We start from the raw sequence: 16219 nt of genomic DNA on the forward strand, positions 1-16219 counted from the left end.
TTAAAGCCTTCCCCTCCTCTCATGAGGAGGGGTGGCGCGAAGCGCCGGGGTGGTGTGGTTTGCAAACGAGCCGGCATGAAGGTCCCGATGCGAATCACGACGTTGCCGCCTACGCCGAGCCCGCCTCGCCGGTGCGTCCCGGTTGCGGCGTGCGGGCCGCGCCGGGACGCGAGCCGCCGGTGCGCAACTGAGCTTGCAGCTCGTCCAGGCGATCCAGACGCTCGTGCAATTGCCGGTGCCAGTTGTCCAGCACTTCCATCCAGTCGCGCGACTCGCCCTTGTCCAGGCCGAAGCGCTCGGTTTCCGGCGATATCGGCAGCCCGCTCGTTGCCGTCGTCGCGGCGGCCGGATCGCGCTCGGTGCGCGGGCCGCGAGCCAACCCGATCGACGCGACCTGTGCGCTCAGATCCTGCATGCGCTCCTCCACGCGGATGAAGCGCTCGTTCAACGCGGCGATGTGGTAGTTCTTGAGCGTGAGCTCCCGGCGCATGCGCTCGAGCTCGTCGCGCTTGCCGAGATACTGGCTTTCGGCATCGGTCACGATCCGTTCCTGGCGTCGCAGTGCGAACTCCTGCCGCGCGATCTGTTCTTTCAGCGTGCGCAGCGTATGGCCGAAGGCATCGCCCAGGGATGCGCGGATCGGATTCGCCCATTCGTCGAACTCGCGCCTGCGCGCGACGTGCACCTTGACCAGATCGCGCAACTGCCCGATCTGCGTCTCGTCGTGCCCGAGCTTGTCGTGCAGCGCGCCCAGGCTGCCTTGCAGCTCGTCGCAACGCACGAGCGTGCGAGCGAGCGAAGACTCCTTCTCCGCGGCCACGCTGCGCAGCCGCTCGCATTCCTGGCGCAGCGCGCGCAGCCGGCGCTGGCGTGACCACCAGGCCGCGGCAAACGCACCCGCCGCGATCAACGCAGCCGCGAACGCAATCGATGCCAAGGTGGGATCGTCAATCATGACGCGGTGGGATGCCGGATCGAATGCAGGACACTAGCCTCACGCCGGATGGCGCTGGACCAGCTGGCGCGCGATGATGATGCGCTGCAATTCATTGGTGCCCTCGCCGATCACCAGCAACGGCGCATCGCGGTAATAGCGCTCGATGTCCAGCTCCTTCGAATAGCCATAGGCGCCGTGGATGCGCATCGCCTCGAGCGAATTCTCCACCGCGGCTTCGGTCGCGAACAGCTTCGCCATCCCGGCTTCCATGTCGCAGCGCGCGCCGTGGTCGTAAGCGTCGGCCGCGGCAGCGGTCAGCAGGCGCGCTGCTTCCACCCGGGTAGCCATGTCGGCGAGCTTCAGCTGGATTGCCTGGTGCTCGCTGATCGGTTTTCCGAACGTGCGCCGCAGCTGCGCGTAGCGAACCGAGTCATCCAGCGCCGCGCGGGCGATGCCGACCCCTCGCGCCGCGACGTTGATGCGGCCGAGCTCGAGCCCGGCGAGGACGTGCTGCAATCCGCGCCCCTCGACGCCGCCGATCAGATTGGCAGCGGGCACGCGATAGCTCTGGAATACCAGCTCGGCGCTGTCGATGCCCTTGTAGCCGAGCTTCTCGAGCTTGCGGCTCGCCTCGAAGCCCGGACCCTTCTCGCAGATGAAAACGCTCATGCCGCGATGACGCGGCTCGGCCTGGGTGTCGGTCTTCGCCAGCAGCGCGACGCAATGGCCCTGGATGCCGTTCGAGATCCAGGTCTTGATGCCGTCGATCACATAGTGCTCGCCGTCGCGCCGGGCGGCCATGCGAATCGCCTGCAGGTCGGTGCCGCAATCGGGCTCGGTCAATGCCAGCCCGCCGCGCAGCTCGCCGCTTGCGAAGCGCGGCAGGTAGCGCTCTTTTTGCTCCTCGGTGCCCGCGCGCTGCACCAGGGCCGCCATGATGAGATGTGAATTGACGATGCCGGCGAGCGACATCCACACCGCCGAGATGCGTTCGATGATGCGCGCATAGGTGGCCGCGGTCAGGCCAAGCCCGCCATAGCGCTCCTCGATGATGCAGCCGAAGAGGCCCATCGCGCGCATCTTTTCGACGATATCGGCGGGCCATGTGTCGGAATGATCCAGCTCGCGCGCGACCGGCCGCACTTCGCGGGCGAGGAATGCGTCGATCGCCTCCAGCAGCGCCTCGTCCTTCTGTTCCGGGCGGTAGGCTCCCCTCTCCTCTTGAGAGAGGGGTTGGGAGTGAGGGGACAAGCGATATGGCATTTACGCGACGTTAGAGATCGATGCGGTCCTCGACCGCGTGGCCGCGCTTCGGAATCAACGCCGTGCGCTCGAAGATCATGAAGACCGTCCCGTCGGCCTTGCGCGCCGTGGTGCGCACCGTCACCAGACCCTCGTTGGGCCGGCTGTTCGATTCGCGCTTGGCGACGACTTCGGATTCCGCATAAATGGTGTCGCCCGGAAACACCGGCGCGGTCAGCCGCAGCTTGTCGATGCCCAGGTTGGCGGTCGCCTTGGCGCTCACGTCCGCGACGCTCATCCCGAGCACGATCGCAATGGTGAGGCCGCTGTTCACCAGGCAGCGCCCGAACTCGCTCTTGGCGCCATACGCGCTGTCGCAATGCAGCGGGTGGAAATTCATCGTCAGCAGCGAGAACTGGATGTTGTCGGCCTCGGTGATCGTGCGCCCCGGTCTGTGCTCGTACACCGCGCCCATCTCGAATTCCTCGAAGTAGCGGCCGTGGCTTTCGCGGTAGCGGCCGGGTCCGACGGGGCGGGCGTGTGCGACCATCTGAAGCTCCTCTCTCGCGCCACTATACCAGCATGCCGAGCCTGCCGGCGCGCTGGCGCAGCCTTTGTGATGGCTGCGCGGATTGTCAACCGCAACCGCAACCGCAGCCGCGGGCGCGAGCGGGATCGAGCGAGCGGCCATGGCGCATATCCCGATGGCAGACATGAGTTCGGCCGAGCCGGGCCAAGCTCGATGCGATGCGGCTCGTGATAATCTCGCCGCACCGCGATTGCATAGTCGTGCGCTCCGAGCAAGCCGGGGCGCGGCTTCGTTGCGGCTGGTCATCACACGATCGAAAAGGAGCAAGCCGTGATTGCACATCGTTATCTGCCGTGTCTGGTCGCGCTCGCCATGGTGGCGCCGGCGCAGCCCTCGGCCGCCGCCGATGCGGCAAACTATCCGAGCCGGCCGGTGCGTTGGGTCGTTCCGTTCGCGCCCGGCGCATCGAACGACATCATCGCCCGCCTGCTGGCGCAGAAGCTCACCGAAAGCATCGGCCAGCAATACGTCATCGACAACCGCGGCGGCGCCGGGGGCCTCCTCGGCGGCGAGATCGTCGCCAAGTCCGCCCCGGACGGCTACACGCTGCTCTCGGCCAATCCCGGGCCGAATATCAACAACATTCTGCTGCGCAAGAAGCCGCCGTACCGCTTCGAGGACTTCAGGCCGATCGTGTTCTTCGGCTATGCCCCGCTCATCATCGTCGCCAATTCGAAGTTTCCGCCGAGTACTGCACCCGAGCTGGTGGCGTATGCCCGCTCCGGCAAGCTGACGTGGGCGTCGTCGGGATACGGCTCCAGCCTGCACATCGGCCTGGCGCTGTTCCAGGCCGCAACCAAGGTGCAGGTCACGCATATTCCCTACAAGGGAACGGCGCCCGCCTTCATCGACATCATCAGTGGGCAGGTCAATGTCATGTACACGACTTCGGTGAGTGGCGAGGCGCATCTCAAAGCGGGTCGGCTGAAGGCGCTCGCGATCGCCGCGAAGAAGCGTCAAAGCGTCCTGCCCGACCTGCCGACCCTGGAGGAGCAGGGGATCAAGAACGCCGAAGCAATCGTCTGGTTCGGCCTCGCCGGTCCGGCCAAGCTGCCGCCTGCGATCGTGCAGAAGCTCAACGGCGAGGTCAATCGCGCGCTCGGGCTGCCGGATGTGAAGCAGCGGCTCGATCAGCTCGGACTGGAGATCGGCGGCGGCACGCCGGAGGACTTCACCAAATTCATGAACACCGAAGCGGACCGCCTGCGCGGCCTGATCAAGTCGGGCGCGATCGACGTGGAATAGGCGCGCGAAAGGCCTGCGTCAGCACGCGTGGCGGCAACCGGAGCGCCCGGCAATCGGGCCGCAGCAATCCGCTCTAACTGCACGCCGCCCGGCGCAGGGTATCCATGACACCACCGGGCGTCGTGGGCCGATAGTCGGCTTCGGTCGGGTGCAGGTCTTCCGCGGACAGGCGCCGCCCGTCGGCAAAGTGCGCCGTGTAGGTCGCGGCGTGGCGCAAGGTCCAGCGCGCGCCGGCACAATCGATTTCGGCCAGCAACACCCGGGACTGCACCGTGTCGACGCTGCGCCGGTCGACCGGCGCTTCGAAGTTGTGCAGGATCCAGATCTGCGCCTGCGTTCCGGAGCGGGTGAGCCGGCCCGTGTCGAGATAGACGTTGTAGCCTTGCGGGCTCTTGGCCGCGAATACCCAGCGGCCGCCATCCGCAGCCACGCCCTCCGCGCCCGCGCCGCCCTGCCGTCGCTTGCGCCAGTAAGCCAGGATGTCGGCGAAGTCGTTAGCGTCGACGCCGCGCAGCGAGAGATCCCGGATCCATTCCGCGGGAAGCGCGAAATTGAGATTCTGCCCGTCCCGGACGCCGAAGCTGGTGATGCCGATGAGGCGTCCGTCGCCGTCGAACAATCCCCCGCCGCTCGAGCCTCCCGAAATCGCCGCATCGGTCTGGATGATCGGCACCGAGTCGTCCGGGAAATCCTTGCCCAGGAGATTACGGCGCAGCGAAGATATGATTCCGCTCGACAACGTCAGCTCGAGCCCACGGGGAGCGCCGACGGCGTAGACGGGCTGGCCGACTTTGAGGCCGCGCGTGGTGCCGACGACGGCCGGCGGAGCATCCAGGCCGGCCACCTCGAGCACGCAAAGATCGCGCGCCGGATCGGCGTTGGCGAGCCGCGCCTTCAAGGCCGTGCGCACGCCCGCGACCTTGACTTCGATCGGGAGCTCGCGCGGGTTGGTCGCGGACGACAGGCCCCATGCGAGCACGTGGCAATTGGTCACCACGCGCCCGCGCGCGATGGCGACCGCGCTGCCGAGCGAGACCCGCTTGCGCGCCCCCGGCTTGCCTTCGAACACGTGCACCGATACGACGCTCTTCGATACGGCCTCGAACACCGTATTGGCTGCGCTTGCGCCGCCCGGCTGGGCAGTCGCTGGGCAATGGACGCCGGACAGCAGCGCCAGCGCCGCCGGGGCCAGCCAGCGCCTCGGCCCGAAAGTCAGGCGTGAAAGAACACGACTCATCATGAAATGCGAATGCGCGGATGCTCAGCGCACATTCTTGCCCAGACAGCGCTCGATCATGGCCGCGATTTCGCGGTTGTTTTTGTCGCTACTTCGCCGTGCGGCGATCGTACAGCGTCTTGCGCTGCCCGCTGCGGGCGAACGGGGCATCATCCGTGCACGACGACGATGTGAACACGGTACGGGCCATGCGCGCCCAGCACGAGCGTCTGCTCGATGTCCGCGGTGCGCGAGGGACCGGAGATGAAATTCACCGCTCGTGGCAGGACGTCGCATTCGCTGCGGACGAGCGCCCAGGCGTCTTCCATGCCGTTCACGATCCGGGCGGCGGGCACGATCGCGATGTGCGTTTCGGGCAGGAGGCTGGTCGACGCGGGCCGGCCGGCGGCGGATAGCTGCAGCAGCGTTCCGGTCTCGGCGATGGCGCAGAAACATCCGGTGATGCCGACCCGGTCGGAGCCCGTCGCCTTGCGCGCTTCGGCCTCGATCCCGCCGCGCTGCCAGTCGAGGTGCGCGAACTCGCGCCATACCACGATGCTTCGCGGCAGATTCATCCGCGCGAGATAGCGCGCCACCGCCTGCGGCACGCTCGCCAGCGTCTCGACCTCGTCGAGCGTCGAAGACAAAGCCAGGGCCCGCTCGCGAAAGCGCGCTACTGGTTCCCAGTCCGCGCGAGGGCGCGGTCCCGCGGCATGCTGCGCGACGTACGCGTGCAGCGGCCCGGCCGCCGCAGCGGGCAACGGCCCGTTGCGCCCGAGCGCGGCGCGCACGCGTTCGAGTATCCGGTCGCGCGCCGTTGTCACGCGGTGGCGCTCAGCGGCCGAGAGTCGGCATGACGAAGGCGCTGCCGACAGGCCTGTCCTCGGTCCAGCGCGTGGTGATGACCTTGGTGCGTGTATAGAAGTAGACCCCTTCCATGCCGTGCACGTGCAGATCGCCGAAGAGCGAGCTCTTCCAGCCGCCGAAGGAGAAAAACGCCATCGGCACCGGGATCGGCACGTTGATGCCGACCATGCCGACTTCGATCTCGTTCTGGAAGCGGCGCGCCGCGCCGCCCGAGCGCGTGAAGATCGCCGTGCCGTTGCCGTAGGGATTGCGGTTGATGAGGTCGATCGCGTCCTCCAGGCTCTCGGCGCGCAGCACGACCAGGACCGGGCCGAAGATCTCGTCCTTGTAAATCGTCATCTCCGGCTTCACCTGATCGAACAGCGTCGGCCCGATGAAGAAACCGTTTTCGCGCCCGGATACCTCGAACGCGCGTCCGTCGAGCACCAGCTGTGCGCCTTCCTGCACCCCCTTGTCGACGTAACCCTTGACCTTGTCGCGATGCTCGCGCGTGACCAGCGGCCCCATCTCGATCCCGCCCTGATCGCCCGGACCGACCGGCAGCTTGGCGGCCTTGTCGCGAATGCTGTCGACCAGCTTGTCGCCGATCGCACCGACGGCGACGACTGCGGATATGGCCATGCAGCGCTCACCGGCCGAGCCGTAGGCGGCGCCGATCACTGCGTCCGTGGCGAACTCGAGATCGGCGTCCGGCAGCACCACGGCGTGGTTCTTGGCCCCGCCGAGCGCCTGCACGCGCTTGCCGTTGCGCGTGGCCGTCTCGTAGACATAGCGCGCGATCGGCGTCGAGCCGACGAAGGATACGGCGCGGATGCCCGGGTGATCGAGCAGCGCGTCGACCGCCTCCTTGTCGCCGTGCACGACGTTGAGCACGCCGTCGGGCAATCCCGCTTCCGTCGCCAGTTCCGCCATGCGCAAGGCCGGCGACGGATCCTTTTCGGACGGTTTCAGCACGAAGGTATTGCCGCAGGCGATCGCAACCGGAAACATCCACAGCGGCACCATCACGGGGAAATTGAACGGCGTGATGCCGGCGCAAACCCCGAGCGGCTGCAGCATCGAGTGGCAGTCGATACCGCGGCCCACGTCCTCGGCATGCTCGCCCTTGAGCAGGTGCGGCACGCCGCATGCGAATTCGACCACCTCGATGCCGCGCTGAAGCGAGCCCGCGGCGTCGGCCAGCGTCTTGCCGTGCTCCTGCGTGATCAGCCGCGCGAGCTCGTCGCGGTTCGCCTCCAGCAACTCGCGGAAGCGAGTGAGCACGCGAGCGCGGCGCAGCGGCGGCGTTTCGCGCCATTGCTCGAATGCCTGCGTGGCCGCGCGCACCGCGGCATCGATGTCGGCCGCGTTGGCCATCGGCGCCTTGCGGATCACTTCGCCGGTGGCTGGGTTGGTGATGCTGCCGGTGCGCGTGCCGGTGGCGGCGACCGCCTTGCCGCCGATCCACAGCGGCAGCGTTCCGGTTGTGTTCGTGTCGACTATGCTCATGTGCTTCTCCTGAAATCTTCCCTCACCCCTGCCCCTCTCCCGGAGGGAGAGGGGAGATTTCGCCCCCCTCACCCACAAGCCGATCCCGGGGAGAGCGGGGTTTTAACTTCCCTCTCCCTTTGGGAGAGGGACCGAGGGTGAGGGAAAATTTGCGTCGTGCGCCTGCCTTTTCTCTCTCCCCCCCCCCCCCCTCACCCCCAACCCCTCTCCCGGGGGGAGAGGGGAGCGTGCTTGCGAGCATACAGCTCGCGAAACGTCTTGCCTTCGGGCGCGGGCATGTCACGGCCGTCGGTCCAACCGCGGCCGAACGGCAGCCAAGTGATCATCCCGCGCCCACCGCCCATCCGCGCGAGCGCCTTCACCCCGACGGCCGTCGCCCAGGCATAGAGGCGCGGATGCGATGCGAGCCACGCCCATCCCGCCAGCGCCGTGCGCTCGTGCCACGGCCGCAAGCCGCGCTGATATTGTTTCTCGCGCAGCTTTCGCATGAGCTCGGGCAGCGGAATTTTCACCGGGCATACGACGCCGCACTGATTGCACAGCGTGGCCGCATGCGGCAGATCGAGCGCGTTCTCGATGCCGACGTAGCTGGGCGTGAGCACCGAGCCCATCGGCCCGGGATAGACCCAGCCGTAGGCATGACCGCCGACGCTCTGATAGACCGGACAGTGATTCATGCACGCGCCGCAGCGGATGCAGCGCAGAATCGCCCGCAGCTCGCTCGCCAGGATTTTCGAGCGGCCGCCGTCGAGCAGGATCACGTGGAACTGCTCGGGCCCCTCCAGGTCGCCCTCGGCGCGCGTTCCGGTGGTGATCGAAACGTAGTTGCTGATCGACTGGCCGGTGGCCGATCGGGGCAGCAGGCGCATGAGCGTCGCCACGTCCTCCAGCGTCGGCACCACCTTCTCGATGCCGGTGATCGCCACGTGGATGCGGGGAAGCGTGGTGGCCATGCGCCCGTTGCCTTCGTTGGTGACGATGAGCGTCGAACCGGTTTCGGCGACGATGAAATTGGCGCCCGTGATGCCCATGTCCGCGCTCAGGAAGTGCGGGCGCAGCAGCTCGCGCGCTTCGCGCGTGAGCTGGTCGATGTCGGTCTTGCGCGGGGTGCGATGCTTCTCGGCAAATAGATCGGAGACCTGGTCGCGCGTCTTGTGGATCACGGGCGCGATGATGTGCGACGGCGGCTCGTGGCCGAGCTGGAGAATGTATTCGCCCAGATCGGTCTCGACCACTTCGATGCCGGCAGCTTCGAGCGCATCGTTGAGCGCACACTCCTCGCTCACCATCGACTTGGACTTGACCGCCTTGCGCACCCCGTTCTCGCGCGCGATCGCAGCCACGATCTCGTTCACGTCCTGCGTCGTCTCGGCCCAGTGCACCACTGCGCCGCGGGCGGTGGCGTTGCGCTCGAACAGCTCGAGAAAGAAATCGAGATGATCGAGCGCGCGTTGCCGAATCGCGGCGGCTACTTCCCGGGTCGCCTCGAAGTCCACCTCCGCCATCACGGCCGCGCGCCCCGGCACGAAGCGGCGCTTGAGCCCGTCGAGCGCTTCGCGCAGGTGCGGGTCGGCCAGCTTCTCGCTGGCTCGCGGCTTGAAGTGCATCGAGGCGACTTGCATGTGCGCTCGCTAATCCGCGCCGCCGGCCAGCACTTCGGCCACGTGCAGCACCTGCGTGCGGGTGTCGCCGCGGCGGCGCAGACGGCCCTCGATGTTGAGCATGCAGCCGAGATCGCCCAGCACGACCGCTTTAGCCTGCGCTTGCGCGATGCGGTCGCATTTCACGTCGACGATGCGGGTCGAGATGTCGCCGAACTTGATCGCGAACGTGCCGCCGAAGCCGCAACACGCCTCGGCCTCATCCATCTCGCCGAGCGTGAGGCCAGCCACCTTGGCCAGCAATTCGCGCGGCTGGCGTTTGATGTCGAGCTCGCGCAGGCCCGAGCACGAGTCGTGATAGGTGACCCTGCCTTCGAACGTGCCCGGAACGTCGGCAAGCTTCGCCACGCGCACGAGAAAGTCCGTGAGCTCGTAGGTCCTGGCGGCGAGCGCCTGCACGCGCACCTGCCATTCGGGCGCATCTGCGAACAGCTCCGGATAGTGCGCGCGGATCATTCCGGCGCAGGAGCCGGACGGCGCCACGACGTATTCGCAGTGCTCGAACTCGCCGATCAGCTTCTGCGCGAGCTTCCTCGCCCCGGCGCGGTCACCCGAGTTGTAGCCCGGCTGGCCGCAGCAGGTCTGGGCGGACGGTACGATCACGTCGCAGCCGGCGCGCTCGAGCAGCGTCAATGCCGCGAACCCGATGCGCGGGCGCATCAGGTCCACCAGGCAGGTGACGAAGAGGCCGACGGATATGGGCATGGTGAATCAGCAGAGCTTGCCGGAGTGAAGCGTGAAAGGTGAAGCGTGAAACGGCGCTATGACCATCGCCGTAGCCGCATTGCGCCGGAGGGCGCCGCATCCTTCACCCTTCACTTTTCATCCTTCACTCGAACTCACACCCCCGTCTGGGTCACGAACTTCGACACGAGGTAAGCCTCGAGCGCGTCCGCACCGCCCTCGGTACCGTAGCCGGAATCCTTCACGCCGCCGAACGGCACCTCGGGCAGCGCCAGTCCCAGGTGGTTGATCGTCATCATGCCCGTCTCGACCTCGTTCGCCACGGCCGTCGCGGTCTTGGCCGAGCGGGTGAACGCATACGCCGCCAGACCATAGGGCAGCCGGTTCGCCTCGCTCACCGCCTCGTCGAACGCCCCGAACGGATTGATCATCACCAGCGGCCCGAACGGCTCCTCGTTCATCGCCCGGGCGGTCTTCGGTACATGCGTCAGTACCGTCGGCTCGAAAAAGTTGCCCTTCTCGCCGATGCGGCTTCCGCCCGTCTTGCGCTCGGCCCCGGTCTTGAGCGCGTCGTCGACGAAGGTCTCGATCGCACGCACGCGCCGGGTGTTGGCGAGCGGCCCCATGGTCGTGCCGTCCTCGAGGCCGTCGCCAACCTTCACCTTGCCGGTCGCGGCGACGAATTTTCCGACGAAATCATCGAACACCTTCTCCTGCACCAGGAAGCGCGTCGGCGAGACGCACACCTGGCCGGCGTTGCGGAACTTCGCCGCAGCCAGCATCCGACTGGCCGCATCGATGTCGGCGTCATCGAACACCAGCACGGCGCCATGACCGCCCAGCTCCATGGTCACCCGCTTCATGTGTTGGCCCGCCAACGCGGCGAGCTGCTTGCCCACCGCGGTCGAGCCGGTGAACGAGATCTTGCGGATGACCGGATGCGCAATCAGGTAGCTCGATATCTCCGCCGGCACGCCGTAGACGAGGTTCACCACGCCTGCCGGCACGCCGGCGTCGACGAACGCGCGAACGAGCTCGGCCGGCGATGCGGGGGTCTCTTCCGGTCCCTTCACGATGATCGAGCAGCCGCTGGCGACCGCGGCGCAAAGCTTGCGCACTACCTGGTTGATCGGGAAGTTCCACGGCGTGAAGGCGGCGACCGGTCCGACCGGCTCCTTCACCACGAACTGATAGACACCGGTAGCGCGCGCCGGGATGACGCGCCCATACGTGCGCCGGCCTTCCTCGGCAAACCAGTCGATGATGTCGGCGGAGGCCAATGCTTCCTGCTTCGCCTCCGCGACCGGCTTGCCCTGCTCCATTGTCAGCAGCGGCCCTATGCTTTCGGCACGCGCGCGCATGAGCTCGGCGGCCTTGCGCATCAGTTTGTAGCGCTCGAAGGCGGAGGTCTTGCGCCAGGTGGCAAAGCCTTTCTGCGCGGCTTCCAGGGCGCGGTCGAGATCGGCGCGTTCGGCATGGGCAACGGTGCCGATCGGATCGCCGGTGGCCGGATTCACCACCGCCAGCGTCTTGCCGGAAGCCGCCTTGCACCAGGCGCCGTCGATATGGAGGAGGACTTCGGGATATGCCGGATGCGTGGCCATGAGCGGATTCCTTTGTTCGATGAATGAATGGTCGGCAGCGAATGGACGGGCGTCAGGGCGCGATGGTCGTGCCACCGTCGGCGACGATCATCTGCCCGGTGATGTAGGCGGCGGCATCGGAGGCAAGAAACGCGGCCACGCCGCCGATGTCCTTCGGCTCGCCCAGGCGCCTGAGTGGCGTCAATTCCTCGCGGCGCTTGCGCCGCTCCTCGTCTTCCCACAGCGCGCGGGCGAAATCGGTCTTGATGAGGCCGGGCAGGATGCAGTTGACGCGCACGTTCTTCGGCCCCCACTCGACCGCAAGCGCGCGGCACAGCCCGGCTTCGGCGGCCTTCGAGGTGCCGTACAGGCCGTTCACGTTGCTGCCGCGAAGCGCGCCGATGCTGGAGATGATCACCACCGAGCCGCCGCCTCGTTCCGCCATCTGCGGTATCGCCATGTTGGCGAGCCAGAACACACTCTTCACGTTGGTGAGCATGATCTTGTCGAAGGCTTCGTCCGAGACCTTGATGAGCGGGCCGAACACAGGATTGGAGGCGGCGTTGCACACGACGATGTCGATGCGACCCCATTGCGCCAGGGTGCGATCGACCAGGCTTTGCAGCTGCTCCTTGTAGCCGACATTGCACGGCACCGCGATCGCTTCCTGCTTGCGCGCCTGGAATTCCTTCAGCACGCCCTCGCACGCGTCTGCCTTGCGGCTGGAGATGACGACCTTGGCGCCCGCGCCGGCCATCTCCTCGGCGATCGACTTGCCGATGCCGCGCGTCGACCCCGTGATCAAGGCGACCTTGTCTTTCAGATCGAACATCTGCATCTCCCTGGCTGCTGCGCCGTCATTGCCGTGCAAACGGCAAACCAGGAGGCGTGACCCATTCCTGGATTCCCGCGTACGCGGGAATGACGGTCCATTCGGTTCTGCGCCGTCATTCCCGTGAAAACGGGAATCCAGGGGGGTACGAGCAGTTTTCCTGGATTCCCGCGTACGCGGGAATTGACGGCGATCAATTTCATGTCGATTCGGCTTCGAACGGCGGCGGATCGAACGCGGTAATCGGGGGAAGCTCGCCCGTGTAGCGCTCGATCTCCACCAGGCAGGTGTGCGCGCTGGCGCCCTGCGCGAGCTTCGACGTGCCCTTGTCGAGCGTCAGCACGTTCGGATTGCCATGCTTGTCGAGCGTGCCGATCTCCCCGGGCACCAGGGGATCGTACCAGGCGCCGGTCGACATCTGCACCACGCCGCGCTTGAGCCCCGGTTCCATACGCACGCCGGCAAGGCACTGCCCGCGGTCGTTGAAGACGCGCACGATGTCCCCGGCCTGCAATCCGCGCGCCGCCGCATCGTCGGGGTGCATACGGATCGGCTCGCGTCCGTGGATCTTCCGCTCGCGGCTGACGACGCCGTGATCGTATTGCGAGTGCAGCTTGGTCGCCGGCTGGCTGGAGATGAGATGCAGTGGATAGCGCGAGACCTGCTCGCCCAGCCACTCGACCGGCTCGATCCATGCCGGATGACCCGGGCAGTCGGCATAGCCGAACGACGCGATGCGCTCGGAGAAGATCTCGATGCGGCCCGACGGCGTCGGCAAGCGATTCGCATCCGGATCGGCGCGGAAATCGCGCAGCATGACGTGCGGCTCGGCCGGCTTGGGCACTTCGAAATAACCCTGGGCCCAGAACTCGTCGAAGCCCGGCAGCTCGACGCCGTAGCGGTCGGCGCGCTCGCGCGACGCTTCGAAGAGATAACGCAACCACCCGCTCGCGTCGCGGTTCTCGGTGTAGGCGCGATGCGTTCCGATGCGCCGCGAGATCTCGGCGAATATGGCGTAATCGTCGCGCGCTTCGCCCGGCGCTTCGACCGCCTTCTTCATCGCGATCATGTACCGGTCGCGCCCGGACGAGCCGATGTCGTCGCGCTCGAGCGAGGTGGTCGCCGGCAGCACGATGTCGGCATGCTTGGCCGCCGCGGTCCAGAACTGCTCGTGGATGACGATGGTCTCGGGCTTGCGCCAGGCCGCGATCAACCGGTTCAGATCCTGGTGGTGATGGAACGGGTTGCCGCCGCACCAGTAGACGAGCCGGATATCGGGATAGGCGCAGATCTTGCCGTCGAAATCGTATTCTCCGCCCGGGTCGAGCAGCATGTCGGAGATGCGCGCAACCGGGATCGGCGTCTTGACCGCGTTAGTTCCCTGCGGCAACACCGGCCCGGAATAGGCATGCGCATCCGCGCCTTCCGCGTTCACCGAGCCGTAGCCCAGCGCGAAGCCCCCACCCGGCAGCCCGATCTGCCCCAGCATCGCGGCCAGCGCGATGGTGAGCCAGTACGGCTGCTCGCCGTGGTCGGCGCGCTGCAGCGACCAGCTGGCCGTGATCATGCTGCGGTTGGCTGCCAGGCGCCGCGCCAAGTCGACGATGGTGTCGGCCGATACGTCGCAGATGCGCGCTGCCCATGCCGCGTCCTTCGCCACGCCGTCGGTTTCGCCCATGAGATAGGCGCGCAGCCGCTCGAACCCCACGCAGTGACTGGCGAGAAAGCGCTCGTCATGCCGGCCTTCGGCGACGAGGGTGTGCGCGAGCGCCAGCATGAAGGCCGCGTCGGTGTTCGGCCGGATCGGAATCCACTCGACGGCGCGTGTCGTCACCAGGTCGCTGCGCACCGGGCTCACGTTGACGAGTTGCACGCCGGCCGCTGCCAGACGCCGCAGCCACACGCCCACTTCGTGCTGCGACGCGCCGCCCGAGTTCACCTGGGTGTTGCGCAGCGGCACGCCGCCAAAGGCGACGAAGAGCTTGCAATGCTGCTCGAGCACGGTCCAGGGCGTGTGCTGGCCGCGCAGCCCATCCATATCGCCGACGATATGCGGCAAGAGCGTGCGCGCCGCGCCGAGGCTGTACGTGCCGACGTGCGCAACGTAGCCGCCGGCGCAGTTCATGAACCGATGCACCTGGCTTTGCGCGTGATGGAAGCGGCCCGCGCTCGACCAGCCGTAGGAGCCGGCGAAGATCGAGGCATTGCCGAAGTCCTTGCGCACCCGATCGACTTCGGCTGCGACCAGATCGAGCGCTCTTTCCCACGACACCTGCACGAACGCCTCGGCGCCGCGCCGGTGCGGCGCCGTTCCCGGGCCACCCTCGAGATAGCTCTTGCGTACGGCCGGCCGCAGCACGCGCGTGGGCGAAGTGAGCGCGCCCGGGATCGAATCGCCGATGGGCGAGGGCTGCGGATCGTGCGCGAACGGCTTCAGCCGCACGACGCGCCCGTCTTCGACCTCGACCTCGTACACGCCCCAGTGCGTCGAGGTGAGCAGCGGCGCGTTCATCAACGAAGCTCCTTCAGACGAATGGGGACGGGGCAATTTCAATTGGCGTGAGGCGTAAACGTGAGGCGTAAACAATACAAGAAGGCACGCTCGCAGGGCTGGGCAATTGTCCGACTCCTCAGCCCGCAGCACGCTGTCTTGGCTGCTGCACCGAACGCTCCCGTACCCGCCGCACGGCCGCAACCGCCTGCTCCACTTCGACCGGACCGATATGGCGGTGGGTGACGAAGCGCAGCTGGGTGCGACCGTAATCGCTGGTCGCGACGCCCTCGGCCGCGAGCTCCTCGACCCAGCGTTTGGCCGAGCGGCCGCTGCCCGAGATATCGACGCGCACGATGTTGGTTTCGATCGATCCCGGATCGACCAAACTCGGATCGACCTGGTGAAAACCTTCGGCGAGAAGACGCGCGTTGGCATGATCGTCGCGCAGCCGCTCTATCATTGTTTCCAGCGCGATGATACCGGCCGCCGCCGTAATCCCCGACTGGCGCATGGCGCCGCCCAGCATGCGGCGGAAGTGCCGCGCCCGTTCGATGAACGCGGAAGGGCCGCAAAGCAACGAGCCGACCGGCGCGCTCAGCGCCTTGGAGACGCAGAAGCAGACCGTATCGGCGTGCGCGGCGATCTTGTCGGCCGATACCCCGAGGGCGACCGCGGCGTTGAAGATGCGCGCGCCGTCGAGGTGCACCTTGGCGCCGTTCTGTCTTGCAATGCGCGCGACCGCCGCCATGTGATCGAGCGGCAGCACCGCACCGCCCGCGGTGTTGTGCGTGGTTTCCATGCACACCAGCGCCGGCGCCAGCTGCTTGGAGGCAAGCCCCGATTCGAACGCGAACTCGAGCGCCGTCACGTCCATCGCACCACGTGTGCCGGGGATGGGCCGGTAGAACAGCCCGCCCAGCAGCGACAGGCCCGAATTCTCGTAGCTGATGATGTGCGCGGTACGTTCGAGCAGGACTTCGGCGCCGCGGCTGGTATGGGTGAGGAGCGAACACAGATTCGCCATGGTCCCGCTCGGCAGATACAGCGCCGCCTGCTTGCCGACCCTGGACGCCGCCAGCGCCTCGAGCTTGCGTACGGTCGGATCGCCTTCGCGCCCGTCGTCGCCCAGCTCGGCGCGGCGCATCGCTTCCTGCATCGCTTCCGTTGGCCTGGTAACCGTGTCGCTTCTGAGGTCGATGGGTGCCATTGATGCTCCTTTTCGCCCTTGTGCGGGGGGCGGCGCGCGGCCGGCGGCCGCATCGAGGGAATTCGTAAGGATGCCCGAAGGCGGGGCGATGGTCGAGTGGAGCGACGATGCCAGTAGACCACCCGTCCGCGCAGTGCGCGTCCCGCCCTCCTTGGCAGGAGGGCAATGTTTTAG

Annotated in this window: 13 protein-coding genes; 1 reads left to right on the forward strand and 12 read right to left on the reverse strand. The window is 67.0% G+C overall.

From position 1 onward, the window contains the following. Nucleotides 1–109: 109 nt before the first annotated feature. Genes GEV05_25855 through GEV05_25865 form a run of 3 tightly spaced genes read right to left on the reverse strand, consistent with a single transcriptional unit; the run spans nt 110 to nt 2729 of the window. Nucleotides 110–937, reverse strand: a complete 828-nt coding sequence (locus GEV05_25855; protein MPZ46746.1) for a hypothetical protein — start codon at nt 935–937, stop codon at nt 110–112. A 57-nt stretch (nt 938–994) separates the two neighbouring features. Then, nucleotides 995–2200 carry an acyl-CoA dehydrogenase gene (locus GEV05_25860; protein MPZ46747.1) on the reverse strand — a complete coding sequence of 402 codons (1206 nt, stop codon included), beginning with the start codon at nt 2198–2200 and terminating at the stop codon, nt 995–997. Nucleotides 2201–2210: 10 nt separating this feature from the next. Beyond that, nucleotides 2211–2729, reverse strand: a complete 519-nt coding sequence (locus tag GEV05_25865) for a MaoC family dehydratase (GenBank protein MPZ46748.1) — start codon at nt 2727–2729, stop codon at nt 2211–2213. 309 nt (nt 2730–3038) lie between these two features. Between GEV05_25865 and GEV05_25870 the strand changes: the two genes are divergently transcribed. Beyond that, nucleotides 3039–4013, forward strand: a complete 975-nt coding sequence (locus GEV05_25870; protein MPZ46749.1) for a tripartite tricarboxylate transporter substrate binding protein — start codon at nt 3039–3041, stop codon at nt 4011–4013. A gap of 73 nt (nt 4014–4086) precedes the next feature. Here GEV05_25870 and GEV05_25875 read toward each other — a convergent pair whose 3' ends face one another. The 9 genes from GEV05_25875 to GEV05_25915 form a co-directional block, all read right to left on the reverse strand. Then, nucleotides 4087–5253, reverse strand: a complete 1167-nt coding sequence (locus tag GEV05_25875) for a hypothetical protein (protein ID MPZ46750.1) — start codon at nt 5251–5253, stop codon at nt 4087–4089. Between the two features lie 146 nt (nt 5254–5399). Then, the gene (locus GEV05_25880) at nt 5400–6053 is read right to left on the reverse strand and encodes a lactate utilization protein C (GenBank protein ID MPZ46751.1); all 654 of its coding nucleotides are present in this window, start codon (nt 6051–6053) and stop codon (nt 5400–5402) included. A 10-nt stretch (nt 6054–6063) separates the two neighbouring features. Next, entirely contained in the window at nt 6064–7584 is a 1521-nt protein-coding gene (mmsA, locus tag GEV05_25885; protein ID MPZ46752.1) for a CoA-acylating methylmalonate-semialdehyde dehydrogenase, read from the reverse strand. A gap of 191 nt (nt 7585–7775) precedes the next feature. Next, on the reverse strand, nt 7776–9206 hold the full coding sequence (locus GEV05_25890) for an iron-sulfur cluster-binding protein (protein ID MPZ46753.1): 1431 nt from the start codon (nt 9204–9206) through the stop codon (nt 7776–7778). Between the two features lie 9 nt (nt 9207–9215). Further along, nucleotides 9216–9944, reverse strand: a complete 729-nt coding sequence (locus GEV05_25895; GenBank protein ID MPZ46754.1) for a (Fe-S)-binding protein — start codon at nt 9942–9944, stop codon at nt 9216–9218. A 140-nt stretch (nt 9945–10084) separates the two neighbouring features. Then, nucleotides 10085–11533 carry an aldehyde dehydrogenase family protein gene (locus GEV05_25900; protein ID MPZ46755.1) on the reverse strand — a complete coding sequence of 483 codons (1449 nt, stop codon included), beginning with the start codon at nt 11531–11533 and terminating at the stop codon, nt 10085–10087. A gap of 52 nt (nt 11534–11585) precedes the next feature. Further along, nucleotides 11586–12344 (reverse strand): glucose 1-dehydrogenase, encoded by a 759-nt coding sequence (locus tag GEV05_25905; GenBank protein ID MPZ46756.1) that lies wholly within the window; start codon nt 12342–12344, stop codon nt 11586–11588. A 199-nt stretch (nt 12345–12543) separates the two neighbouring features. Beyond that, entirely contained in the window at nt 12544–14856 is a 2313-nt protein-coding gene (locus GEV05_25910; protein ID MPZ46757.1) for a molybdopterin guanine dinucleotide-containing S/N-oxide reductase, read from the reverse strand. Between the two features lie 118 nt (nt 14857–14974). After that, a complete protein-coding gene (locus GEV05_25915; protein MPZ46758.1) occupies nt 14975–16045 on the reverse strand; it encodes an aminotransferase class I/II-fold pyridoxal phosphate-dependent enzyme in 1071 nt (356 codons plus the stop codon). Nucleotides 16046–16219: the final 174 nt, after the last annotated feature.

Source organism: Betaproteobacteria bacterium, assembly GCA_009377585.1.
In the GTDB taxonomy this organism is placed as follows: Bacteria; Pseudomonadota; Gammaproteobacteria; order Burkholderiales; family WYBJ01; genus WYBJ01.